Source organism: Solidesulfovibrio magneticus RS-1, from assembly GCF_000010665.1.
GTDB classification, from domain to species: Bacteria; Desulfobacterota; Desulfovibrionia; order Desulfovibrionales; family Desulfovibrionaceae; genus Solidesulfovibrio; species Solidesulfovibrio magneticus.
In genome coordinates this window covers 3,328,755-3,353,423 of the sequence record NC_012796.1, presented here as the reverse complement: position 1 = coordinate 3,353,423, position 24,669 = coordinate 3,328,755, and the positions used below count along the sequence as shown (strand labels likewise).

The 24,669-nt window shown below is 66.2% G+C and carries 17 protein-coding genes and 3 tRNA genes; 8 read left to right on the top strand and 12 right to left on the bottom strand.

From position 1 onward, the window contains the following. Window positions 1-374: 374 nt before the first annotated feature. Window positions 375-2,408, top strand: coding sequence for a methyl-accepting chemotaxis protein (locus DMR_RS14220; RefSeq protein WP_015861614.1), 2,034 nt, complete (start codon window positions 375-377; stop codon window positions 2,406-2,408). Between the two features lie 198 nt (window positions 2,409-2,606). Here the strand turns inward: DMR_RS14220 and DMR_RS14215 are convergent, their stop codons facing one another. After that, a complete protein-coding gene (locus DMR_RS14215) occupies window positions 2,607-3,092 on the bottom strand; it encodes a hypothetical protein (protein ID WP_015861613.1) in 486 nt (161 codons plus the stop codon). A gap of 349 nt (window positions 3,093-3,441) precedes the next feature. On the opposite strand from DMR_RS14215, the gene DMR_RS14210 reads away from it, so the two are divergent. After that, a complete protein-coding gene (locus tag DMR_RS14210) occupies window positions 3,442-5,091 on the top strand; it encodes a hypothetical protein (protein WP_015861612.1) in 1,650 nt (549 codons plus the stop codon). Between the two features lie 28 nt (window positions 5,092-5,119). Beyond that, a complete protein-coding gene (locus DMR_RS14205) occupies window positions 5,120-6,364 on the top strand; it encodes an MBL fold metallo-hydrolase (protein WP_015861611.1) in 1,245 nt (414 codons plus the stop codon). Here DMR_RS14205 and DMR_RS24510 read toward each other — a convergent pair. Then, window positions 6,357-6,677, bottom strand: coding sequence for a hypothetical protein (locus DMR_RS24510; RefSeq protein WP_148208441.1), 321 nt, complete (start codon window positions 6,675-6,677; stop codon window positions 6,357-6,359). The genes DMR_RS14205 and DMR_RS24510 overlap by 8 nt on opposite strands. A 69-nt stretch (window positions 6,678-6,746) precedes the next feature. Here DMR_RS24510 and DMR_RS14200 point away from each other — a divergent pair, with 69 nt between their 5' ends. From DMR_RS14200 to DMR_RS14190, 3 genes are all read left to right on the top strand, one after another. Next, window positions 6,747-7,844 (top strand): linear amide C-N hydrolase, encoded by a 1,098-nt coding sequence (locus DMR_RS14200; protein WP_015861610.1) that lies wholly within the window; start codon window positions 6,747-6,749, stop codon window positions 7,842-7,844. Between the two features lie 137 nt (window positions 7,845-7,981). Then, window positions 7,982-8,854, top strand: a complete 873-nt coding sequence (locus DMR_RS14195; protein WP_015861609.1) for a hypothetical protein — start codon at window positions 7,982-7,984, stop codon at window positions 8,852-8,854. A 45-nt stretch (window positions 8,855-8,899) separates the two neighbouring features. Beyond that, entirely contained in the window at window positions 8,900-9,907 is a 1,008-nt protein-coding gene (locus DMR_RS14190) for a SphA family protein (RefSeq protein ID WP_015861608.1), read from the top strand. A gap of 393 nt (window positions 9,908-10,300) precedes the next feature. On the opposite strand, the gene DMR_RS14185 is transcribed toward DMR_RS14190, so the two are convergent. The 5 genes from DMR_RS14185 to DMR_RS14165 all read right to left on the bottom strand — a co-directional run bounded on the left by DMR_RS14185 (window position 10,301) and on the right by DMR_RS14165 (window position 12,218). After that, window positions 10,301-10,879 (bottom strand): rhodanese-like domain-containing protein, encoded by a 579-nt coding sequence (locus DMR_RS14185; RefSeq protein WP_015861607.1) that lies wholly within the window; start codon window positions 10,877-10,879, stop codon window positions 10,301-10,303. Window positions 10,880-11,269: 390 nt separating this feature from the next. Then, on the bottom strand, window positions 11,270-11,632 hold the full coding sequence (locus DMR_RS14180) for a translation initiation factor Sui1 (protein WP_015861606.1): 363 nt from the start codon (window positions 11,630-11,632) through the stop codon (window positions 11,270-11,272). A 237-nt stretch (window positions 11,633-11,869) separates the two neighbouring features. Next, window positions 11,870-11,946: transfer RNA gene (locus DMR_RS14175), tRNA-Asp, on the bottom strand. A gap of 101 nt (window positions 11,947-12,047) precedes the next feature. Beyond that, a tRNA-Asp gene (locus DMR_RS14170) sits at window positions 12,048-12,124 on the bottom strand. Window positions 12,125-12,142: 18 nt separating this feature from the next. Beyond that, window positions 12,143-12,218 (bottom strand) — tRNA-Val (locus tag DMR_RS14165). 143 nt (window positions 12,219-12,361) lie between these two features. Between DMR_RS14165 and DMR_RS14160 the strand changes: the two genes are divergently transcribed. After that, on the top strand, window positions 12,362-13,231 hold the full coding sequence (locus tag DMR_RS14160) for an esterase/lipase family protein (protein ID WP_015861605.1): 870 nt from the start codon (window positions 12,362-12,364) through the stop codon (window positions 13,229-13,231). A 189-nt stretch (window positions 13,232-13,420) separates the two neighbouring features. Here the strand turns inward: DMR_RS14160 and DMR_RS14155 are convergent, their stop codons facing one another. Together DMR_RS14155 and DMR_RS14150 are read right to left on the bottom strand one after the other, a co-directional pair. Next, window positions 13,421-14,653 carry a type IV pilus twitching motility protein PilT gene (locus DMR_RS14155; protein WP_015861604.1) on the bottom strand — a complete coding sequence of 411 codons (1,233 nt, stop codon included), beginning with the start codon at window positions 14,651-14,653 and terminating at the stop codon, window positions 13,421-13,423. Between the two features lie 12 nt (window positions 14,654-14,665). Continuing rightward, on the bottom strand, window positions 14,666-20,149 hold the full coding sequence (locus DMR_RS14150; protein WP_043600725.1) for an alpha-2-macroglobulin family protein: 5,484 nt from the start codon (window positions 20,147-20,149) through the stop codon (window positions 14,666-14,668). Between the two features lie 125 nt (window positions 20,150-20,274). Here DMR_RS14150 and DMR_RS14145 point away from each other — a divergent pair, with 125 nt between their 5' ends. Beyond that, window positions 20,275-21,129, top strand: coding sequence for a hypothetical protein (locus DMR_RS14145; protein ID WP_052279002.1), 855 nt, complete (start codon window positions 20,275-20,277; stop codon window positions 21,127-21,129). Between the two features lie 139 nt (window positions 21,130-21,268). Here DMR_RS14145 and DMR_RS14140 read toward each other — a convergent pair whose 3' ends face one another. The 3 genes from DMR_RS14140 to rho form a co-directional block, all read right to left on the bottom strand. Next, entirely contained in the window at window positions 21,269-21,685 is a 417-nt protein-coding gene (locus tag DMR_RS14140; RefSeq protein ID WP_006919333.1) for a PPC domain-containing DNA-binding protein, read from the bottom strand. Next, window positions 21,682-23,148 (bottom strand): M48 family metallopeptidase, encoded by a 1,467-nt coding sequence (locus DMR_RS14135; RefSeq protein ID WP_015861601.1) that lies wholly within the window; start codon window positions 23,146-23,148, stop codon window positions 21,682-21,684. The genes DMR_RS14140 and DMR_RS14135 overlap by 4 nt, the downstream gene beginning before the upstream one ends. Before the next feature lie 153 nt (window positions 23,149-23,301). Beyond that, entirely contained in the window at window positions 23,302-24,549 is a 1,248-nt protein-coding gene (gene rho, locus DMR_RS14130) for a transcription termination factor Rho (protein ID WP_015861600.1), read from the bottom strand. Window positions 24,550-24,669: the final 120 nt, after the last annotated feature.

Sequence of the window (24,669 nt, the reverse complement as noted above, 5' to 3'; positions counted from 1 at the left end):
AAAAGGGAAACACACGACTTGGCGGCCCGCCTGTAAGCGTCGCTGGCTGGCGCGAAATTGCCAGGATCGCCAATTGTTTTGGCCTGGGGCCGTTTTTCTCGCGGGCCGTTTGGGGAATCGTCGCCGGTGTCGCTCCCACGTGGCTGGAGCTTGGGGAAGGGCGAACGTCCTCGGGGCGTTGCGGGGGAGATAGGTGAGCAAGATTGTTCCAACTTGGAGGAATTCATATTGTTTTCTTGTAAACGATTGCCATGAAATCTATTGAAAAAAAGTGTTGTGCCGTTGTCCGTTTTTGAAAAATACTGTACGCAATATGGCAGTGTGTGATTGATGGTCATCAGGTGGGATTGTTGCACAACAAGCACAGGTGAAATATGCGACTGGGATTGCAATCGAAGCTGTTGTTGCCGACCATTTTGTCTATCGTGGCCAGTATGGCCATGGCCGGACTTTTTTCCTATCGCAAAGCTTCAGATGAACTCTGGAATGAGCTCATTTCCTCTTCGCAGCATATTGCCGATACCGTGTGCAAGGGCCTGAGCATCTACACGGAAGACATCAAAAGTATGCTTGTCCTGCAGAGCCGCAGCGAGTCCGTCACGGGATATGTTGCCGCCTCGGCCAAGGACGGGGCCGTGCAGCAAAAGGCCCTGGCCGCCCTCAAGGAGTTGCTGGCCTTTGACAGTTCCATCGATGCCGGCTTTATTCTCGACGACAAGGGCGGCGTGCTGTTGTCCACCGACTCCGGAGTGGCCGGCAGCTACGCCGACCGTGGCTATTTTCAGCAGGCGATCAAGGGCGAGACCAATTATTCCGAACCGCTGCTGAGCCGTTCCACGGGCAAGCCGGTGTTTCTGGTGGCCACGCCCGTGGCCGTCGGCGGCCGGCCGACCGGGGTTTTGGTCGTGCGGGTCAACCTGGCCAAATTTTCCGAGGACATGGTTGCCCCGGTCAAGGTGGGCCAAAACGGCTACGCCTACATCGCGGACAAGGCCGGCGTGGTCTTCAGCCACCCTAATGCCGAACGCATCCTCAAATTCAAGCTGGCCGAGTTCGACTGGGGCCGTAAACTCCTGTCCATGACCCGTGGTGTGGTCGAATATCAGCTCGACGGCCTGACCAAGGCCGCCGTCTTCGCCCGCGACAAGAACACCGGCTGGACCGTGGCCGTCACCGTCAACGCCGACGACATCGCCCGCTCCAGCCAGGCCGTGCGCGACACCACCCTGCTTTTCGGCGGCGCGGGCACCCTGGTCGTGTGCATTCTTATTGTCTGGATCACCCGCAAGATCGTGGCCGACCTGGCCCGGTGCGTGTCCTTTGCCGGCGCGGTGGCCGAGGGCGAGCTCGGGCGCACGTTGTCCCTGGCCCGGCGCGACGAACTGGGGGCCTTGTCCGATTCCCTGGACGCCATGGCGGTCAAGCTGCGGGCCATGATCGAGACGGCCACGGCCAAGACCCGGGAGGCCGAGGAACAGACCGAGATCGCCCGGCAAGCCACGGCCCGGGCCGACGAGGCCCGGAGCCGGGCCGAACAGGCCAAGCGCGAGGGCATGTTGGCCGCCGCAGGTCGTCTCGAAGGCGTGGTGGCCGTGGTGTCCTCGGCCTCGGAAGAACTCTCGTCCCAGGTGGAAGAATCCAACCATGGCGCCCAGGAACAGGCCCGGCGCACGGCCGAAACGGCCACGGCCATGGAAGAGATGAACGCCACCGTCCTGGAAGTGGCCCGAAACGCCGGCCGGGCCGCCGAGACCGTCCACGACGCCAAACGCAAGGCCGAGCAGGGGGCCGGGGTGGTGGACGAGGCCGTGGCCAGCATAGGCATGGTGCGCGACAAGGCTTCCGAACTCAGCCGGGACATGCACGCCCTGGGCAGGCAGGCCGGCGACATCAGCCAGATCATGACAACCATCAACGACATCGCCGATCAGACCAACCTGCTCGCGCTCAACGCCGCCATCGAGGCGGCCCGGGCCGGCGAGGCCGGGCGGGGGTTCGCCGTGGTCGCCGACGAGGTGCGCAAGCTGGCCGAAAAAACCATGGCCGCCACCCGCGAGGTGGGCGCGGCCATCACCGGCATCCAGCAGGGCACTCAGAAAAACGTCGACAATTTCGAGGCCGCCGCCAAGCTCATCGGCCAAGCCACCGAACAGGCCGGGGTCTCGGGCGCGGCGCTCAAGGAGATCGTGGCCCTGGTGGAGGACGCCACCGATCAGGTCCGTTCCATCGCCACCGCCGCCGAGGAGCAGTCGGCGGCCAGCGAAGAGATCAACCGCAGTGTGGACGACATCAATCGCATTTCCACCGAGGTTTCCGACGCCATGAGCCACTCGGCCCGGGCCGTTGTCGAACTGGCCGAGCAGGCCCAGGAGCTGCGCGCGCTTATTGCCTCGCTCAAGGAGCAGTAAGCCGGACCCGGTGGCCGGACGCCGCGACGGCCTCGCCGACAACTTCGGCGGGGCCGTTTGTGTTGAGGGGACTTTGGCAAGGCCGACAAGCTCAAGTTCGCCGCGAGGGGCCGGCCTGGGGATACGTTGGTCCCGGTTTTTTGGGCCGCAATCCCATGGAGCGCCGGAGCCGGAGCGTTCGAGGCACGCGGCCGGGGTTTAGTCCCAAAAGTCGGTCTGTCGAAAATGCAAGGTCATTTGGCCGCAACGCGGGCAGGGATAACCGCCGCCAAGGAGTCGTATTACCTTGTTGTCCGCGAGCCGCCACTCGGCCACGGATTCGCCATCGACCGGGGCGAGGGCCGGATCGGCCAGTGAGGCGAGGGGGCCGGTGGGGCAGGAAGCCGGACGCGTCCCCGGATCAAGCAGATTGATGAGCACGAGGCTGCCTTTATCCCGGCAAAGAGCCGGGAACAGGCAGACGGTGCGAAAGTTGGCGAAGCCGCCGAACAGGGGCAACCGCTCCACATGGTAGCCGCATGGGCACGAAGCTTCGGCCAGGATGCCGGCGGCGGCAGGCCGGGCCAGAGTCAGCAGGCCGAACAGCAGGCAGGCCAGCAGCGCCCAAAGCGCAAGCTGTCCACGGGCGTGCCCAGGTCGACTGGCGGAGTGGGCGCCCATCGGCGGCATGGGGCGTGCGGACATGAGGGCTCCTTGGCTGTCGTGCGGCCGGATTGCCGGGCAACTGGAGGCGCGAGCGGCCCAGACGCCCGGCACCGGGCTGGCTTGGCGTTTGCCGGGTTAGGGGCAGGGCGGCTGGCGTTACGGCTGGGGGCCGTGACCATTTGCCCTTGGGCTACAGAATTTTTCCTGTTTTGGCGACGGGGCACGTCTGGACGGGGCTGCCGGCCGGGCGGGGCAGCGTCTGGCCAATGCGCTGGCCGTGGGGAGGGCTGGCTTTTTTGCCCGGCTTGGGTAGAGGGGAGATGTGGTCCGTTGACGCCGAGGAAACGGCCCGCGTTTGGCTGCGCCTCACTTGGCGTACGGAGGAAACATGCTCCCATTTGCATGCCGCGCCGCCCTCCGCCTTCTGGCCCTGGGGCTGTTGGCGGCCGCCTTGCCCGTTTTCGCCGGGGCGGCCGGCCCGGACGCGGCCGCCTTTTTGCCCAACGACGCGCGCTACAATCCCTGGATTTGGCCCCTGGCCCGGTTTGGCGGCCAGCCTGGGCGCTATGCCGTCAACATCCACATGGGCTTTTGCAATGTGGATTATTTCTGCGAAGTGGCCACGCCGGCCGGGGGCGAGCTTATCAAGGACGTGCGCCGCACGGCCGCTGACGACGTGACCCGGGAGGTTCTGGCCCGCATCGACGCCCTGGACCGCGTAGGCGCGCTCACCGTGCGCTACGGCGTGGGCAACGTCTCGCCCGAGGTCCTGCGGGCGCTGTTGCCGCGAACGGGAGCCATGGCGCGCATCGAGGAGGGCCGTCAACACGGCCGCTGGGGCAATCCCGAAACCCACGCCAAGGTGTTTCAGTGCGACGACGGGGCCGGCGAATATTACACCGTCCACGGCTCCCTCAATCTCCAGACCGTGGGACTCACTTGCAAGGGCAACAACGCCCTGCGTTTCGTCGAGGACGCCCCGAACCTCTCCGCCGCTTTCGCCGCCCTGGCCGAGGCGGCCGGAACCGGCGACGGGACCGGCCTGTTCCCGGGCGGGCGGGGCACGGCCGACTCCAGCGGCGACGACCTGCCGCCCTTTGCCGTGGGCGATTACGTGGTGCGCTTCTACGGCGGCCGGGCCAAGGCCTTTGTGGGCGGCTTTCCGGCCCAGGCCGGCAAGCCCTGGCCGCTCTATCTCAACGCTCCCTTTCCCGGGCAACACGCCCCGGGGGTGATCGACTGGTACGACGCCGCTCTCTTCGACGCGGCCGCCGAACTGCGCCAGGGCCGTGACGTGGTCCTGGACGTGGCCATGTTCGAGATCGGCCCCACGGCCTCTTTCATCGACAACCTCTACCGTTTCGTGGCCGAGGGTTTTGCCGGCCGGCGCGGGGAGGACCGGACGCGAAACGATCCCGTCCCGGCCGTGCGGCCCGGCAACCTGACCGTACGCCTGCTGTGGCAGTTTCAGGGCGGCGATCCGGCCGCGCCAACGGCCACGGCCACGCTCCTTGCCGGCCCGTCGGTGCTGCGCCGTGTCGATGCAGCCACGGGCAAGGCCTTCACCCTCGAATCGGCCCTGGTCTGGCCCAGCCTCGACGCGGCCGGCCGGCCGGTCAATCCCGGCACGCCCCGGGACATGCACAACAAGTTCGTGCTTCTCGACGTGCCCGGCCACGAGACCGGCCGGCGCATTTACGTCTCCTCGTCCAACCTCGACACCCCGGGCCTTGGCAGCGGCCGGCTCTGGCAGGCCGGGACCATCGTGGCCGCCCGGCCCGGCAGCGGGCTGTGGAGCGGAAATAACGCCCAGGCCCGGCAGTTGTTTACCGCGTACAAGCACTATTTCGAACTGCTCTGGGCCAGCCGGGAAGGCCAGCCCGGAGCCGGTCAGGCCGCGTTTCACGAGGCGATTTCCCGGGAGCATCTGGCCGGGCGCGTCAACTGGATCGAAACCGTGCCGGAAGGCGCGCCGCCGTCGCGGCCCCCGCGCCCGGGCATCGACGCCTTTTTCTTCCCGGTTCCGCTCAATCGGTGACGCCCGGGGCGCGCCGCAAGGAGGGGGTATGGGTCCGATTCGCAACGCCGGTTCCGGCTTGCCGCGCCGCCCCAGGCAGGCACGGGCGTCCGCCAATCATCCGGGCGGCCATTTGCCCCGGGCGGCCAACCACAACACCGTGCTGACGCTGCTTGGCACCACCGGCGGCATGACCTGGTGGCCGGACTGCGACCGGGCCAGCGCCTCCCAGGCCTTGGCCGTGGGCGACGCGCTTTACGTTATCGATCTCGGCTTCGGCGCGACCCGTCGCCTGGCCCAGGCCTTCAACCGGGGCAGGTACGTCCGGCGCGGCCGGGAGCGCATCCAGGGCGATCTGACCACCTTCCTGGCCAATGTGCGAGCCGTGTTCCTGACCCACCTGCACATGGACCACCTGGGCGACTATGCGACGTTTCTCGAAGTCGGGGCGCGCTCGGGCTACGGCGGCGGCAAGGAGCTTGTCGTCATCGGCCCGGGCGAACGGGGGCGGCTGGAGGAAAACCATTCCGGCTACGCCGGCGGCATCATGACGGCCGAGGCCGGGGGCGGCTGCCCGGCCACGCCCACGCCCGGCACGAAACGCATGACCGAGCTGTTGCTTGAGGCCTTTGCCCAGAACTTCAACGACTGCGCCCGCGACGAGGGCTACCCCGACCTGACCCGCATTCTCGACGTCCGGGAGATTGGCGACCCCGGAACCATCTCCTGGCCGGCCGGCTTTGTTCCGCCCGATCCCGGCCGGCCCTGGACCGCCGCCGACACCTGTCCGGCCATGGAGCCCTTTGCCGTGTACGAGGACGACCGGCTGCGGGTTACGGCCGTGCTGGTGGACCATTTCCAGGTCTACCCGAGCTTTGCCTACCGCTTCGACACCGACGACGGCGGCGTCGTCATCTCCGGCGACACCGGGCCGGACACGCGCGGCAACCTCCAGCGCCTGGCCCGGGGGGCCGACGTGCTGGTCCACGAGGTCATCGATCAGGCCTGGATCGAGTCCGCCTTTGCCGGCGTGGATCGAAACCATCCGGCCTGGCCGCTGTATGACCACGTCATGACCGCCCACACCAGTTCGGCCGATCTGGGCCGGGTGGCCGCAGCCTGCGAGGTCAAAACGCTGGTGCTCAGCCACATCGCCCCGGGCAACACGCCGCCCTGGCGTTTCCAGGCCATCAAGCGCGACTTCCCGGGCCGGCTCATCGTCGGCGAGGATCTTCTGGAGATCGGCATTGGCCGGCCCCTCGGACGCCCGGGTACTCGACGTCCGGCTAATTGACGTAGCCTGCGGCCTGTCTGCACAAACACCAACACGCGGTCCATTGCATAGGTTGCCCTTCTGTATGGCCGGGGTTGGGAATTTGTCTTGCCTTGATTCCTGAAATCGGAATAGTTGTCTTGGCTTTTATGTTGTCGGCCAGGAAAGGAATCAGCGCCGGTTCGGTGCAGTCACGTTTTCGCGGCAATGCTTTCGTGACAGGACACGTTTCACGAATCGACCCCGGCAGCGTGTTCGTCTGATCCTGGCGTGTTGCAAAGAGCCGGTTTTTCCCTTTTCGTTTGTGCGAAAACCGCGTTCCGGCGCTACGCATGGCGCGACCGCGCCTTGTCGCGCCTTGTCGGCGCGGCTTTCGCGTAACCTGTTTCCGGGGAGGATGCCCATGCCGCGACGTATGACGGCGCTGCTCTTTGTGTTGTTCCTGACCATCCTGACCGCCGCGCCGGGCCAGGCCTGCACCAGCGTGCGCACCAAGACCAGCGACGGACTGGTCTTTTACGCCCGCACCATGGAAGGGGAGTGGACGCTGCAAACGGTGCTGGGCATCGTGCCCCGGGGCACGGCCTATCAGGGCACTCTGCCCGACGGGTCTTCCAAGGGCCTTGCCTGGAAGGTCAAGCACGCCTTTGTCGGCATGTTCGATTTCGGGATGCCGCTTCCCTCGGACGGCATGAACGAGAAGGGCTTAGTGGTCGGCGCGCTTTTTTTGCCCGGCTACGTGACCTATGAACCCTTCGACCGCACCAAGGCCGGCAAGACCCTGGCCCAGTACGAATTCGGCGCCTGGCTGTTGTCCAGTTTCGGCAGCGTGGCCGAGGTCCGTAAGGGCTACCGGCAGGCCCGGGTCTGCCAGGGGCCGGTGGGCGACGCCGGACCGCTGCCCCTGCACTACGTCGTCCACGACCCCTCGGGCGACTGCGTGGTCATCGAATACGCCAAGGGAACCGTCACCCTCTATGACAATCCGCTCGGCGTCATGACCAACTCCCCGACATTCGACTGGATGCTCACCAACCTCGACAACTACATCAACCTCTCGACCTTCAACACGCCCGAGCTGAAGCTCAAGGGCCTGACGCTCAAGACTTTCGGCCAGGGTTCGGGCCTCTACGGCCTGCCCGGGGACTACAGCCCGCCCAGCCGCTTCGTGCGCATGGTGGCCCTGTCCCAGGCGGCCCTGCCGGCCAAGGGCGCGGACGCCGGCCTGAACCAGGCCATCACCATTCTCGACAACGTGGACATCCCCATCGGCGCGGTGCGCGGCTTCGAGGGCGGGCAAGAACGCTTCGACAAGACCATCTGGTCTGTCGTCGCCGACACGGCCCGGCTTCGCTACTATTACCGCAGCATGGACAACAAGAACTGGCGTTACGTGGACGTGGCCAAGGCTCTGGCCGGGGCCAAGGGCATAAGCGCCATCCCGGTCTTTATTCCGGTGGATTATCCGGACACGACCGGCCAGGCTGCTCCTTTTAAATAGTGTCCGGCTGATGCCCGGACGAACCAGGCCCGGACAGCCCTCGCCACGAGGCTGCCCGGGCCTGTCAATGCCGATTGCTGTTTTGTTGTTCAAACGCCTGCCCCGGCTGTGCGCCCCAACCCCAAGGACGTGCCTCCATGTCTCACCGTCTGTTTCCCTCTTCGGCTCTTGTCTTGTTGCTTGCCCTGGCCGTTGCCGGCACTGTCGCGGCCCAGTCGTCGTCGCCGCCGCGTAGCGACGACGACATGCAAAAGCTCACCCAGGAATCGAGCAACCCCGTGGGCAGCCTGTGGATGATCACCAACCAGTTCAACCTCAACCTGCTCCAGTCGCCCAAGGGCGGCGCGTTCAAACAGGCAAAGAGCCAGTTCAACTATAATTTCCAGCCTGTCCTGACCTTCGACCTGCCGGCCGACCTGCGCCTCATCACCCGGCCGCTGATCCCGGTCTACAACACGCCCTACGCCGCCGGCCTGCACAAGACCGACGAGCGTTTCGGCCTTGGCGACGCCGAATTCATGGCCATGGTCGCCCCGGCCTCATCCAGCTCCGGCTTGCTGTTCGGCCTCGGACCCACGGCGGTGTTTCCCACAGCCACGGACAAGCATCTGGGCAACGGCAAATGGCAGCTTGGCGGCGCGGCGGCCCTCGTCTATATGGATGCGACCTGGGTGGCGGGCATCTTCCCGCAACAGTGGTGGTCCGTGGGCGGCGATCCCGACCGCAAGGAAGTGAGTCTGACCAAGGCGCAGTATTTCCTGTGGTATTCCCCGGCCAAGACCTGGCAGGTGGGGATGTCGCCCAACATCCTCATCGACTGGACCCAGAAGAAGGCGGAAAACGCCCTGACCCTGCCCGTGGGCCTGGGTGTGGCCAAGCTCGTCACCCTGGGCGAGCTGCCGGTCAAGCTTTCGGCCGAGGCCGATTATTCGGTGGTCCGGCCCCGTCACACGGGCACGGAGTGGACGTTCAAGTTCACGCTGACGCCGATTTTGCCCAAGCTTTTCTAGCGACACGCTTTCACAACATGCAACCCCGCGCCAAAGGATGCCGCCATGCCGACTTTTCCAAACGCCGCCGGACGTCTTCACGTCGCACGACTCCTTCTCGCCCTGGCCGTCTGGGCCGTTTGCGCCGCCGCGCCGGCCCCGGCCCGGGCCGCCGAAGGCGGGGTGAGCCACTACATCCTCGGCGCCTACGGCGATTTCCTCATGGGCTACATCCCGGCCGGCGGGTTTTACGTGCGAAACGACACCTTCTACCAGTCCGCCCACATGGATAAGTCCCTCAAAGGCGGCCGGGCCTATGCCGGGGTCGATTCCACCATGGCGATGAACCTCACCAAGCTTTCCTACCTGTTCGACGTGCCGGCCATGGGGGGCTTCCTCGGCGTGGGCGTGGGCGTGCCGATCATCTTAAACGAGCACATCACCGGCGATCTGGCCGCCGACTGGAACCACAAGTCGCGCACAACGGGCCTGGAAACGCCCCATCACCTGGCCTACGGCGGCGGCGGCGACCGGGGCGGGCTGTCCGACATCTTTCTCATGCCGCTTATCGCCGGCTGGAACTTCGGCGAATGCCATCTGGTCGTGTCGCCCATCATCTTTTTGCCCACCGGCTACTATAATCCCAAAAAACTCACCAACCTCGGCATGAACTACGCCAGCTTCGACGGCAACGTGGCCTTCACCTGGCTTTCCAAGAGCAAGATCGAATTTTCGGTCAACGCCGGCTACATGATCAACACCGAAAACCAGACCACCAGCTACCTGACCGGCAACCAGATCCACGCCGATTGGACCCTGGCCTACCATTTCAACGAGCGCCTGGCCCTGGGCGCGGTGGGCTACCTCTTTGCCCAGACCACGCCGGATTCCGGCTCCGGGGCCAAGATGGGCTCCTTTCTCTCCTCGGGCACGGGCATCGGCCCGGCCATCACCTACACCGTGCCCGTGGCCGGCAAGGAACTCATGCTCGTGACCAAGTGGCTCCATGGCCTGGGCGCGTCCAACAGCCCCATCGGCGACACGGTTTATGCTTCGTTCGCCATCAAGTTTTAGGCGCGGTGTCACGAAGGGCATCTCGGACTGTTTGCAGGCAGCAGGCTAAGACCATTCGGTTGTGGAAATATTGACGTCTTTTTAAGAAACTCGAACGAGCCGGCTTTCGGTCATCCTCGGGGATGCAAGCCCGAGGGCGGCCGCAAGCGAGACAGACGACGCGGGCTTCCGATGAAAAGACCGGCTGGCGTCGCGCCGCCGACCACGCAAAACGCGCCCGGACCATGCAAGTCCGGGCGCGTTGCCTTTTGCGGGAAACGGATGGACCCTGCGGCGCGCCGCGTGATGGGAAGCGCGGCAGGCCGGGAGGCCGGCCGCTGGGGCCGGCGGGCAGCGGCTTGGCTGATGGCGTTTGCAGGAGGGACTCGCGCCAGTCGCCGCCGGGGCCGCCGGCTACGGCTTGGGCAGATAGACCAGGGCCGGGTCCAGGGCGAAGGTTACGGGCAGTTTGGCGTTTTGCCAGCCGTTTAAGGCCCTTTTGCCGAAGGTCGGGCTTTGCTGGTCCTTGTCCATGTCGCCCTCGAAGCCGTCGACAATGGTGTAGACCTTGGCAAATCCGGCGTCGGTCAGCCGGTTGACGCTCTCGGCGCTGCGCTGCCCCGAGCGGCACATGATCATGATGACGTCGTCGGGCTTGAACTTGGCCTGGACAGCCGTCACGAAGCCGTCGTTTTGCTTCATGGCGTATTCTTTTTTCTCGGCGTTGAAGTCGTAGGTCAGAAAGCGGCTGGGGATGTTGTGGGCCATGGGTGCGTGGCCGACGAAGACATATTCTTCAGGGGTGCGGCAATCGAGGATTTTTATGCCGTCCTTATTGGCGCTCCACTGCTCGAAGGCTTCCTTGGCCGTGACATAGAGGCCGGCCTTGGTCTGTTTTTTCTCGTCAGCCGGTTTTTCGGCGGCCAGGGCGAGGCTTGAAAACAGCAGGGACACGAAGAGTACGGCGATCAGGACGCGGCGGGTGCGGGACATGGCGGTCTCCTGGCTGGCGTTGCAAAGGATTTCCTACGACTTTTCCATGAAATGGCGCGAACAATGGCGCGTTGCTGCAACATAACGTCGGTTTTTGCCGTTGTCGCAGCCTGCTTGTGGCATGGCGCGTCTGGCTGGTCAAGGGCGACGGAGCGGCTGGGGACTTGGCCGGATGCTGCGTGAGGGGAGGGGGAGGCGCGAAGGCGTTGCCCAGGCGCAGGCGTAGGGCGGCGAGGGCGAGCGAGCATCAGTCCATGCTCGAAACGCTCGAGGCCAAGGGCGTTGTCCAGGCGCGGGCGGGTGAACAAGGGCTTGCGCCGTTGATGACGCGCCGGGCAGGGGATGGACGGCGACGCGAAAGGAAACGGTGGGCGGCGTGAAGTGAGAAAATCAGCCGCCGGCCAGCTTGACGACGTAGCCGCGTTTTTTGAGTTCGGCGGCCAACAGGTCCCGGTTGTCGCCCTGGATCTCGATGACGCCGTCCTTGACCGCGCCGCCGCAGCCCAGGCGCTGCTTGAGTTCCCGGGCCAGGGCCTCGAGTCCCTTGCCGGCCAGGGGCACTCCGGTGACCAGACACACGCCCTTGCCCTTGCGGCCCTTGGTCTGGCGGCTAATGCGCACAACACCGTCCCCGGCCGGAGCCTTGGCGGCGGCACAGACGCAGGCGGTCGGGGCACGGCCGCAGCCCGGGCACAGGCGGCCGGTGTCGGTGGAGTAGACAGGCACGGAATCGGCGAGGCGTTTGGGCGGCATGGCGGTCTCCTTGGGCCGGACCCGGGCGGGCGGGAGTCGTCAGGGCCTTGGTCAGCGCGTCCGTCATGCTGCCGGAAACGGAGGAACACCACGAATGTTCCGGGAACCAAGGTCGTCTTTCCTCAGGGCCGCGACAGCGGGCAAGCGGTCGTTTGCCCCGGGCCGAGGCCGAGCAAAACAAAAGGCCCCGAAGGTGTCGCCTTCAGGGCCTTGTCAGGCGCAAGCGCCTTTGTGATCTGGCGGGGCCGACGGGACTCGAACCCGCGCCCTCCGACGTGACAGGCCGGCGTTATAACCAGCTTAACTACGGCCCCAGATCAGGGGTGCAGTCCGCGAGGCAATGGAGCCTCAAATAAGAAACCTCAAAGGGACTGCGCTTTGAGGTCCCGACAGACGCGTGGCGTCTGGTGTGATCTGGCGGGGCCGACGGGACTCGAACCCGCGCCCTCCGACGTGACAGGCCGGCGTTATAACCAGCTTAACTACGGCCCCAGATCATTGACAAACTCGTGGTAGGCGGAACAGGGCTCGAACCTGTGACCCTCGGCTTGTAAGGCCGATGCTCTCCCGACTGAGCTACCCGCCCGCCCGGCGAGAAACGGTATCTACGCATCTCCGCCCTGGCCGTCAACAGGTTTTTTATCAGGCGTTTGACGTTTTGATTTTCATTTTATATTTCAGGGAAATGACAGCCCTCAAAAAGGCCGCCGGCCAGGGAGGCCACGCCCCATGACCATCCTTGGCTGGCTGATCGCCTTGCCCTTGGCCGTGGGCGCGGTGGTGGCCGGGGTGAGCTACGCCGCGTTTGGCTGGTTTGCCCTGGCCGGACGGGCCGTGCTGCTGTCCCGGGGCTGCCCCGGACGTCGGACCGCCTGCGTGTTACGAGGGCTGACCTCGGCTCTGGCCGCTCAGGCGATCATGGTGGCCGCCTATCCCCTGGGGCCACTGCTCCAGTCCCGCCGCCAACCCGGCCCCCCCGGGAACAGCCAGGTCGATGACACGGCCCCGGTGGTCGTGTGCTTGCATGGCCTTTACCACAACCCCTCGGCCTTCTGGCGCATCCGGTGGGCTCTTGGCCGGTCCGGGCTCAACCGCGTGCTGATTCTGGGGTATCCGAGCTTTCGGGACGACTTCGAGACCGAGGCGGCCCGGCTGGCCGTGCGTCTGCGGGAACTCGTGCCGCCCCGCGCTCCGGTCTGTTTCCTCGGCCACAGCCTGGGCGGCCTCATGGCCCGACGGCTGGCTGCCGAACCTGATTTTTGCGGCCGTACCCGTTGCCTCGTGACGCTCGGCACGCCGCACCAGGGCAGCGTCTTGGCCCGGCTGGCCGTGGGGAAACTTGGCCGGTCGCTGACCCCGGAGAGTAAACTGTTTGGCTGCTTGAACGCCTTGCCCGCTCCGCCCGGGGCGCGGCTGGTCGCCCTGGCCTCGCCCGTGGACAATCTGGTCGTGCCCGACCGCGGGCTTGTTCCCGACCGGCCGGGCTGGGAGCTGGAGCGCACCGAGCCGGTCTCCCACGTGGCCATGCTCTATGCCGGCGCGACCGTGTCCCGGGCCGTGGCGCTGGTGGCGGCCGGCGTCGGCTGCAGCCAGTCATGAAGCCCGGGCCGCGCGGCTCTTCCCCGCAAGTCGCTCACGGCGTCGTGATTGTCGGGCAAAGCTCCCCGGCGGTCGCGCTCATCGCTGTCGTGCTGTCGGCCACGGTCCGCTTCTCCCGCCGCAATACCCGGACGATGGTCTTGGCCCTCAACGGGCCTGGGCGGCGAAGCTTGCCTGCCGGTCCCGGCCTCAGGGCTTCTTGCCGTGCATCTGGGCCACCAGTTCCTCCAGGGAAACAGCGTCGTCGATGCGGTAGAGTTCAGGGGCTTCGCCTTCGAGTTCGTGGACGGCCTTTGGCGGCTGGCGCGGCCCGGGGTCGCCGGGGGCGGCCTGGGGTGGCGGGGTCAGACTCAGCCCGAGTGGCTCCGGAGCCGGACGGATGGGCGGCGCGGCCTGGCCCGAGGCCCGAAAGGCCAGGGCCGGCGGGGTCAGGCTGGCCTTGGCTTCCAGAAATTCCTGGCGGTAGCGCTCGAAGGTGAACATGCCGTCGGCCCGGCCGGCCTGCTGCAGGTTTTCGATCTGGTTGAAGCGGTTTTCCCGGATGATGTTGCGCAGGGCCGGAGCGCTGACGGCCATGGACAGCACCGGGGCGCGAAAGCCGGCCTTGGGCAAAAATTCCAGATGCTGCACCACCACCGCGCACAGGCAGGAGGCCAACTGGGAGCGGACAAAGTCCTGGGTGTCCGGGGCAAAGGCGTTGCACAGGCGCAAAAGCGCTTCCTCGGCCGTGGCGGCGTGGAGGGTGGCGATGACCAGATGGCCGGATTCGGCGGCGTTTACGGTCAGGCGCATGGTCTCGGGTTCGCGCAGCTCGCCGACCACAATGACGTCGGCATCCTCGCGCAGCACGTCCTGGAGGCCCTGCTCGAAGCTTTGGAAGTGCGCCCCAAGCTCGCGCTGGTCAATGAGCGAGCGGTCAGAGACGAAGCGGTATTCGATGGGGTCTTCCAAGGTCACCACATGGGCCGGGCGGGTCTCGTTGATCTCGCGCAGCATGGCCGCGATGGTGGTGGACTTGCCGTTGCCCGTGGGGCCGCAGATGAGGATTAGCCCAAAAGGCCGGGCGCACAGGGCGCGCAGGGACGGATGGAGGTTTAAATCCTCAAAACTCGGGGCCGAGGCCGGCAGAAACCGCACGGCCAGCCCCAGGCCATCGGCGGTGTGGAAGGCGTTTAAGCGCATCTGCGACTCGGTCAGCCGGGCCGAGAAGTCCACGGACCAGCGTTCGGCCAGGATGCGGCGTTGGCGGTCGGTGGTCAGGCTGGTCAGCAGCTCGTCGAGTTCCGCGGCGCTAAAGACGATGTCGCGCTGAAAGTGCAGTTGGCCGTTTTTGCGGGCGGCCGCCGGCTTGTCCGCCCGCAGGTGTAAATCGGAAACGTTGCTGCGCACGCACGAAGCAACCAGTCGTTTGAATTTTTCCATACAAAGCCGGCGCTATCTCCCGGCCGGTACGACGGTAAAGGTTGACGTCTCGCCGCTGGCCCGCAGTTCCGGGGCGTACATGGCCTCGGCCTGGGCCGGCGGCAGGCTGAAAACGCCCGGGGTCACGGCCCGAAGCAGGGCGTAGTGGGTCTGCCACTTGTCTTTTTGCAGATCGGCGAAGAGCAGGATGCGGTCGTCGCGCAGGTCGAGGTGGGTGGTTTCGCCCTCGCCCGGCGTTTCCATCCAGGGCAGGCGCTCGGTGGTGGCCAGTCGCGGGTTTTCCACTTCCAGACCGGCCGGCAGCAGATTTTCGAGCACCACGTTGGCCACAGGGCCGGCGGTGGCCCGGGCGGCGAACTTGACCACCACCAGCGCCCCTTGGGGCACGGTGTTGCCCTCGATGGGCTTGCCGTCGCGGGTCAGGTAGCTGCGCGCGATTTCCAGGCCGGCGGCTTGCGGACTGTAGGCGGCGGCCGAGGGGATGCCCCGGGTGCGCACGGCATAGTAGCAGCTGCCGGGCTGGTAGCCCGGGTCGAGGTCCAGGCGCAGATCGCCGGGCTGGCTTAAGCCCCGAAGGCTCAGGACCTTGGTGCTGGTGACGTCGGAGAGCAGCCCGGAACCGGCGTAGAGCTTGCCGGCAAAGGGCTTTTTGGCCTGCTGGCGGGCGTAGAACTTGCCCAGGGCCATGAGCGCGAAGGCGTTTTCCTGGGTGGACGGATAGGCCTCGCCTTCCAGAAGCCGGCCCACGTCCACGGCCAGGCTGCCCAGGCGCGGATCGGCCGGGGCGGCGTCAAGCAGGGCCGAGAGGTAGAGCGCCTTGTCGCGCAGGGTGGAATCAAGCGTTCCGCCGGTCTCCTTGCGCGCCTCGCCCGAGGGCGGCGGGCCGGCAAAGAGCCTGTCGGCGGCCCGGGCGTTGCCCACGGCGGCGTAGGCCGCGCCCAGAAGCCCGCGCGCCTCGGCGGGCAGGGGCTTGCCCGAGGCGTCGCGCAGGTTGTCCATGGCCCCGATGTCGGCCCGGCCGGCCCGGGCCTGGACGTAGAGGGCGTAGGCGGCCAGCTTGGGGCCGTCGGGCGCGTCAAGCTTGGCCTCGCGGCCGGTCTCGGCGGCAAAGCGCAAGGCCTGGGCCTGGGCTTCCTTGTCCACCGGATAGCCGGCTGTCGCCGCCTCCACCAGGAAGTGGGCGGCATACAGGCTCATCCAGGCTTGGGGCTCGTCGCCGCCGGGCCACATGGAAAAGCCGCCGTTATAGAGCTGCATTCCGGTGATGCGCCGGATGGCGGACAAGACCATGCCGGCCGGATTGTCTCTCTCAAAGCTGCCTGGGTCCATGGCCCGGGCCAGATCGGCGAAGTAGAGCAGCGGGAAGGCCTTGGAGGTGGTCTGCTCCAGACAACCGTAAGGGTAGCCCAGAAGCGACTTCAAATTGCCGGTGAAGCGGATGAGCGGATACGGCCCCACGGCCACGTCGCGCTTGGCCGAGCCGGGCAGAAACTCGCCCGAGGCCAGCTCCGGGATGGTGAGGCTGGCTGTTTCAAGGGCTCCCGAGCGCACCGAGGTGCGCGGCGGCAGGGGCGAACGCACCGGCAGGGACACGGTGTCGGCCGTGGTCTCGCCGTTGCCGGAAACGGCCAGGGACAGGTTGGCCAGCCCCTCGGCCTGGGCGGCGTTCAGATCGAAAGGCACGTTGGCCGTGCTCCCCTTGGGGATGGACACGATGCGCGGCGAACCGACCACCGACACCGGGCCTGTGGCGGACAGGGCCACGGAGAAGTCGCCGTTTTTGCCGGTGTCGTTACGCACGGTAAGCATAGCTTGGGCCTTATCGCCAAAGCCCAGGAAGCGCGGGAAGCTCGGCAGCACGACCACCGGGCTCTTGACGATGGTTTTGGCCTCGGATCCGGCGAAGCGCCGGCCGGACAGGCCCACGGCCATGAGCCGCACCTGGCCCTGGAACTCGGGGATGTCGAAGCGCACCTCGGCCTTGCCGGTGGGGCCGACCAGCACCGGGCCGGACCAGAAGGCCACAGTCCGGGCCGCCGGACTCTGGGAGCGCACGAATCCGGACAGGTCTTCCAGGCCGTCGCCGCCGCCGGCCAGGGCCTTGCCGGCTATGGGCGCGACCTCGGGCAGGAGCAGGGCGAAGGTGTCGCTGGTCTCCACCTGCAACTGGCGTTTGGCGTAGAAGGCGGCGAAGGGATCGGCGGTCTTCTGGGCGATGAGCTGCAAGATGCCCTCGTCCACGGCGGCCACGGTGACAAGGCTGCCCGGCGGGGCCGAGACCTCGGCAGCCAGGGTCGTGCCGGGCCGGATCTCGGCCGGTGCGGCTATGGCCACCGGCAGCTTGCCCGAGGCCTTGTCCACGCCGATGGGGGTCGCGCCATAGGCCCGGGACGGCGTGCCGGGCACGACGCTTGCCGTCTTTTTGACGAGCGTGGCCGTGATGTAGACCCCGGGCAGATACTCGGGCTTTACGGGCACCAGCACCTCGCCGGTGTTGCCGGGCAGGTCCACGATCTGGACGTCGTGGATGGCCGTGCCTTCCACGGCCACCAAGAGCTTGCCGCCAAAGGGCGCGCGCACCTGCACCTTGGCCGTCTCGCCCGAGGCGTAGTCGGCCTTGTCGGTCTTGAGTTCAATGCGGGCCGGGTTTTCCATGGCCCAGGGCGAGTAGCCAAAGCCGCCGGCGTAGAATTCGAGCTGGGTGGCCGCCCCGGATTCGGGGTCTTCGAGGACCACGCGGTAGCTGCCAAACGATGGCGGAGTGAAGCTCACCTTGCCCTTGCCGGCGGTAAGGGCCACGTCCTTGGATTCCACAAGCTTGGGGTCGCGCACGGATTCGTACTTGAGGGTTCCGCCGTCCTTTCGCAGCACGGTCTGCCATTCGTCGCGGTACAGGGTGGCGGACAGGGTCGCCGTGGCGGCAAGCTTGCCGTCGCTGGCCACGGACACGCACTCGAACGCCGCCGGTTTGCCCGGGGGCAGGGCGTCGCTGGCCAGGCGCTTGAGTCCCGGATAGGCAGGGTAGACATGGACCGGCATCCGCACAAGCCCGGCCACGCCCCGGCCGCCGCCCTCGCGCACCCGGGCCGTGAAGACGGCTTCCAGCGCCGCCGGCGGCGACAGGTCGCCGGGCAGTTCGGCCGTGAACGAGGCCTTGCCCTCGGCGTCCAGGGTAGCCGATTCTTGGAAGAATTCGCTGTCCTCGAAGCTGCGCTCCGGGTCGCCGAACACGTACTGCTCGTAGCCCTTGGGCGCGAAGGCGGCCTTGACGAGCCGGCCCCGGGCTTCCACCGGCAGATCGGCCCCGGGCGCGCCGAAGAGGTAGCGGCCGGTGACGCCAAAGGCCACGGGCTGGCCGAGTTCGGCCTTGGCCGTGTCGGCGCTAAGCGACACGCTGATGCGGTCGGGCACGAACTCCTCGACCTGGAAGCGGTACTGGCCGATGACCGTCTCGCCGGTGACGATTTCCAGGCTGTAGGCCCCAGTCAGGGATTGGCTGGGCAGGGCCTGCTTGAGGCTGACCACGCCCTCGGCCCCGGTGACGGCGGCCTGCTCGCCGATCTTGCGGCCCTGGGGGTCGGACAGGCGGATGAGCACCGGCATGGAGGGCGGCACGCCCAGGCGCACGTCGCGCACCACGGCCAGCCCTTCCAGGGTCTCGCCCGGGCGGTAGATGTCGCGCTCGCCGTAGACAAAGGCGGTGTAGCCCGTGGCCGGCATGACCGCGCCGCCGACGTCGAGGCCGGCGTCGTCGGCCCGGAAGCGGTCGTACAGCAGGAAGCTCACGTCGGCCCCTTTTTGGGCGACGACGAGGTAGGGGCGCTTGTCGTAGTTGGCCCGGGGATTGACCTTGGCCCGGAAAAGTCCCTGGGCGTCGGTGACGCCGGCGGCGATCTCCTGGTTCTGGTGGGAGAAGACCTTGACCGAAGCCCCGGCCAGGGGGGCCAGGGTGGTGGTGGAGGCGGTCCAGACCAGCAGGTCGCCGGGGCCGGACTTGGCGACGATGCCGATGTCGGTGAGGCACACGAACCGCTGGTAGCCCTCGAACTTGCCCGGGACGGTGAGCGCTATGCGGTACAGCCCCGGCTCATGGCCCTGGATGTATTTTTCCAGATTGACCGGGGTGATCTCGGCGGCGTTGCTCTTGTGGCGCAGCGGCACCCGGTCGCTGAAAATGCGGTCGCCCAGGTTGGAGTTGACCCCGCCGCCGCCGTAGTCGTCCTCGAAGGCGGAGTAGTCCATGGTGAAAAGCGGGAACATGTTGTTGAAATAGACCCGGTCGATGGACACCTCGGCGGCGGCGGCGTTGACGCTTTTCACAGCCAGGTTCTTGTAGCCGTTTCGCGACAAAAACACGCCCTGGTCGCGGAAATCGACCGACGGGGCCAAATCCGGGATGCGCACGGTTCTGGTGGCCGTCTCGCCGAGCACGGCCCCGTCACCGGCGGTCAGCCCTTTTTCCAGGGTGACGGCATATTCCCGGCCGGGTTCGAATTCGCCGCTCAAAATCAGTTCCGCGCCGTCGGCGGACAGTTCGGTGGCCAGGTCCGGTTCGACGCGGATGTGGCCGGCCGCGGCCTCGCCCGCTTCCACAGGGGTGGACATGAGCAGGCGCACGGCGGCCATGCCTTCCTCGGACACGGCCTTGGCCTCGCGCAGACGCAAATTGGGGTCCAGGGCCACAGGGATGACGGCCACGGCCTCGCGGCTAAGGGTCAAACTGCCCTTTTCCGGCCGCAGCCCCGGGGTGATGACGATCTTTACGTCGCGCTGCTGGGGGGTCTTTTCGATGGGATCGGAGACGAATTCGAGCTTCTTGGCGGCGTAGGTGGTGGTGAGCGACACGGACACGGGTTTGTCCGGGGCGCGGGGATCAATGAGCTTGATATGATTGACCAGGGCCTTGGGATCGACGGAGCGGTTAAAGGCCGCCTCGCCGCGAACCACCACCATGGCCCCGCCTTCCGGGGCGGGTTCGAGATGGGCGGTGAGCCTGGCCACTTCGAAACTGCCGTAGCTGGCCTGCCAGGAATCCTTGCCGGCCAGGGTCTGGGGCGGGGTGAGGAAATCCTGACCCTTGAAGGCGATGGTGTAGACCGTGGCCTGGGCAAAGCCGTCCTTGGGCTCGAAGCGCAGCATGTAGGGCGAAACCCAGGTCCAGCGGCCGGGGAGAGCCGGCTCGATGGCGGCCGGATCGGCGGCCGGGGAGGCTCCTTCCCGGGCCCCGGTCACGGGCCGGTCAAAGGCGGTTAGGAGATAGCGGCCGCGCTCGGGGTCCATGGCCAGACCGGCCACGCGCACGGCGTCGAGGTTCTGGGGCGCGGCCGGTTGGGCCGGGGCCTGGACGGTCGCCGGGGCCTGGGGCGCTGAAGGCTCTGGCGTTGGGGCCGGCGCGCGGGCCAGCAGGACGAATTCGCCGGCCGCGATGCAAAAAAGGATGGCGATGAGCCAGTTTTTCCAGGTCTGCCGCGAGCCGCTGTGTTGGGCGTCGTTCATGCCGGCCTCCAGTAGCTTCATTCATACCCTGGCGCGGTTTTTTTTCAACCGCGATGATCGGGAATCCCGCGTTTGCAAAACGCGCCGGCTCTGATACCCGAGAGCCATTCCACCGAGGAGGCGTTATGCGTCGCATGTTCACCCGCTTCATGGCCCTGGCTTTTGCCCTGGGCGTCTGTCTTGTCCTGCCGGGCGTCGGCCAGGCCCAGGAGGAAACCCGCAAAACCACGGTCTACGGCATGTTGCGCCAAACGCCCCAGGGCGGCATCGAACTGACCAGCGCCCAGGAACCCGGGGTGGTCTACGTGCCCTTCGACCGGGGCAGCATCATGAACAGTTTGCTGGACATCAAGGTGCGGGTGCGCGGGGTGGTGCGCGAGATCGTGGTGCGAAACGGGGTCACCTACAAGGTGCTGGCCGTGGATGACGTGACGCCCATGACGGCCGAATACGGGGCCACGACCATCGAGCGCGGCAAGGCGGCAGGGCTGCCCGGCACGGACCTGGCCGAGGTCCACGCCTACCACGACCGCACCTGCTATTTCTATCCGCGCTACGCCGTGGTGGAGTCCCTGGCCGGCTATTCCGACGGCCATGTGCTTAAGGTTTCGGCCCACACGGCGGCGGATTCGCCGGATGCGGTCTGCGAATTGGCCCAGGGGCGGCCGCTGTTCGAGATTCCCAACGGCGGCGACTTCGCCTTCGCCGGCCTGTCGGGCGACACGCTGTTCGTGACCAACGGTCCGGCCGATGGTCTGCACGGCCTTATGGCGGTCAATCTGGCGGCCCAGAAGCAGACCCTGGACGCCACGGTGATTCCGGGAGCGTCGGTGGCTTCGGGAAGCCTGGCTTACGGGGAAAAAATCGAGAGCGGGCGCAAGCCGGCCTGCCCGGCCGGCAAGACGGCGACGCGGCCCATGCGGCTGGACCTCAAGACCGGCAAGGCGGCCCCGGCCGGCAAGGACAGCTGCTGGCCCTAGGCATGGCCGCTGGCCGCGAATACCCCATCGACACCATCCTCCGGCATCCTCATTTCCCCCTTTCGGGTGGGTCCGGGAGGGGCTGAGCCCCTCCCGGCCGCCGGAGGCATCTTCCTCTTATTCTTCCTTTTTCCCTTCACTACATCCCGGTCTGATCCCACAGGGGCAGGCCGGTAGCGGCGTCGAGGCCGCGGTGCAGGCGGGGGCCTTCGATAGGGGTGATGCAGGCTTCGCCGGCGAAGATGATGTTGCCGGGCATGGCGTGGCCGCCGGTGATGGTGAAATCGCCCTTAAGCAGCGTCAGGTGCAGGTGGATGATGGGCTGGCCGTCTTTCAGGGACACGTTGCCCAGGCCGGCCAGGATTTCCGTGCCTTCATTGAGGGTGTGGGTGACGTATTTGCGGGTGTCCTGGGGATAGTAGCCGAGTTCGGCTTTTTCCAGGGCGCCAATGAGGCTCACGTGGCCTTTGGTGATGTTTTTTTCCAGGCAGATGGCCACCAGGGCGGACAGCAGGTCTTCGCCCTTGGGCAGGCGCACGAGCAGCGAGTCGTTCATTCCATGATCCTTTTTTTCCAGAATTCGGAGCGTTTCTTGATGGTTTCTTCAAGCTTGGCCAGCTCGCGCCGATCGGCGTCGGTCTTGGCCGCCGCCTTGGCCTTGCCCAGCTGGAACTTCACCTGGGGGGGATTGTTGTCGTAGACGGCGGCGTAGGTCAACTGGAGATAGGCGTGGAAGAGGTCGCCGGACTGACCCAGTATCTGGCCGTAGATAGACCGGATTTCGGCGTTTTCCGGCACCCGCTGGCGGACTTTTTCCAGATAGGCCACGGCTTGGGCCGGCTTGCCTTCCTGGGCCAGCATCCGGCCGTATTCGAAATTGGCGTCGATGTCGGTGGGGTTTTGGCGCAGGGCCGCTTCGAGCAGGCTTTTGGCCCGGGCGAAATCGCGCACTTTAAGGTAGTAGCGGCCCGTCTCGCGCAGGACCAGCGGATCGTTCGGGGCGCAGGCCACGGCCTCGTCAAAGGCGGCCCGGGCCTGTCCCACGTCCTCCAGGGAGCGCGACAGGGCGATGGCCAGGCCGAGCTTGTCCAGGCAGGTCATCTTGTCGCCAAGTTTTCGGAAGTAGGCCACGGCGTTTTTGGCGTCGGTATAGCGGGCGCGCACCAGCATCTGGGCGCGCTTGAAGGCGGCGTCGTTGTTTCTGCGGTCCTGGACATCTTTGGGCAGCATTTTCACCCGGTCCTTGAGGTAGCCCATGCGTTCCTCAAGGCCGGGGTGGGTGCTGAGATACGTCGGGATGACGCCGCCGCCCTGCATCCAGCGCATCCGTTTCATGGTTTCGAAGGCTTCCACCAGCCCGCCCGGCGGATAGCCGGCGGCGACCAGATAGTTCATGCCGACCTGGTCGGCCTCGCGTTCGTCATCGCGGGAATACTTGAGATAGGCGTGGGCCGTGGCGGCCTGGGAGCCCACGGCCACCAGGGAGCCAAGGTCCTGGTTGCCGGTGGCCGAGCCCAGCACCACGCCGGCCAGCACGCCGACGAGCTGGCCGATGCTCAGGAGCTTCATTTCGCCCACACGCTTGGCGATGTGGCGCTGGCTGACGTGGGCCAGTTCGTGGGCCAGGACGCCGGCCACCTCGGACTCGTGCTCCATCTGGAGAATCAGTCCGGTGAAGACGAAGACGTAGCCGGCCGGTCCGGCAAAGGCGTTGACGGCGTTGTTGTTGATGATGCCGACGGTGAAGGGGAAGGGCTGGGGCGGCATGGTCCTGGTCAGCCGGTCCAGCAGGCCGGTCACGTAGTCGTTGATCTCGGTGTCCTCGATAAGCGGCATCCGGGACCGGATCATGATGTTGAATTTTTCGCCGAGTTCCCGTTCATCCTTGAGGTCAAACGACAAGAAGGAGGCCTGGACCAAGGATGGGGCGAGCAGGGAGACGATGAGCCAGCAGGCGACCAGGGTCGCCGCCAGCCGCCGGGTCGCGCCCGGCCGGCGATGCAAGCTTGGGGCGTCCATGGCCGGCCTATACGCCGAACCGGCCGGGAAGGAAAGCACCCGGCGGCTTTGGTTAAAAACCCTTAAGAAAACCTGGCCGGGCCAAGGCGGCAAAAAAGGCGGACCGCCTCGTAAGCGATCCGCCTTTGTCTTCGGCAGTGGGGAACCGGCGGTCTACCGGTTCATGAGGTCGAGGAACTCGCGGTTGCTTTTGGTGCCGCGCATCTTGCCCAGAAGAAACTCCATGGAGTCGATGGGACTCATGGGGGCCAGGAGCTTGCGCAGGATCCAGACGCGGTTAAGGACGTCGGGGTCCAGGAGCAGCTCTTCCTTGCGGGTGCCGGACCGGTTGATGTCGATGGCCGGGAAGACGCGCTTCTCGGACAAATGGCGATCCAGGTAGATTTCCATGTTGCCGGTGCCCTTGAACTCCTCGAAAATGACTTCGTCCATGCGGGAGCCGGTGTCGATGAGCGCCGTGGAGATGATGGTCAGCGAGCCGCCGCCTTCGATGTTGCGGGCCGCGCCGAAAAAGCGCTTGGGCCGCTGCAGGGCGTTGGCGTCGAGGCCGCCGGAGAGCACGCGTCCCGAGGACGGGGTGACGGCGTTGTAGGCGCGGCCCAGGCGGGTGATGGAATCCAGCAGGATCACCACGTCGATCTTGCGCTCGACCAGGCGCTTGGCCTTTTCAATGACCATTTCAGCGACCTGGACATGGCGCTGGGGCGGCTCGTCAAAGGTGGATGAGACGACCTCGGCCTTGACGGTGCGCTCCATGTCCGTGACTTCCTCGGGGCGTTCGTCGATGAGCAGCACGATGAGGAAAACGTCAGGCCGGTTGGCGCTGATGGAGTTGGCCAGGGTCTGGAGGAGCATGGTCTTGCCGGTGCGGGGCGGGGCGACGATGATGCCGCGCTGGCCGTGGCCGATGGGGGCGAGGAGATCGATGACCCGGGAGGAGTAGTTTTCTGCGCCGTTCTCGATAACAAAGCGCTTGTCGGGATATAGCGGCGTCAGGTTGTCGAAGAGCACGAGATTTCGTGAGGCTTCGGGCGGCGCGAACCCGATTTCGCCGACCCGTAGCAAGGCGAAGTAACGCTCGCCTTCCTTGGGCGGCCGGATCTGGCCGGAGATGACGTCGCCCTTGCGCAGGCCGAACCGGCGAATCTGGGAGGGCGAAATATAGATGTCGTCCGGGCCGGGCATGTAGCTGTACATGGGCGAGCGCAGGAAGCCGAAGCCGTCGGGCAGTATCTCCAGCACGCCTTCCCCGAAGATGGCCCCGTTTTGGGAGGCGCAGCTCTGCAGCAGGGCGAAGATGAGCTCCTGCTTGCGCATGCCGTTGGGGTTCTCGACATTGTACTGGACCGCCAAGTCCATGAGCTCGGGCATGCTTTTGAGCTTGAGCTCGGAAAGGTTCATGGAGTTGCCCTCCATGAGACTGGACTTTACAGCGGCGGGTTGCAGGATGTCGTCGCTTTCGATGGGATCGGAAAGCACGGGTGCAGGGGCCGGCTGAGGATTTCGCCCGCGGCGTTTGGG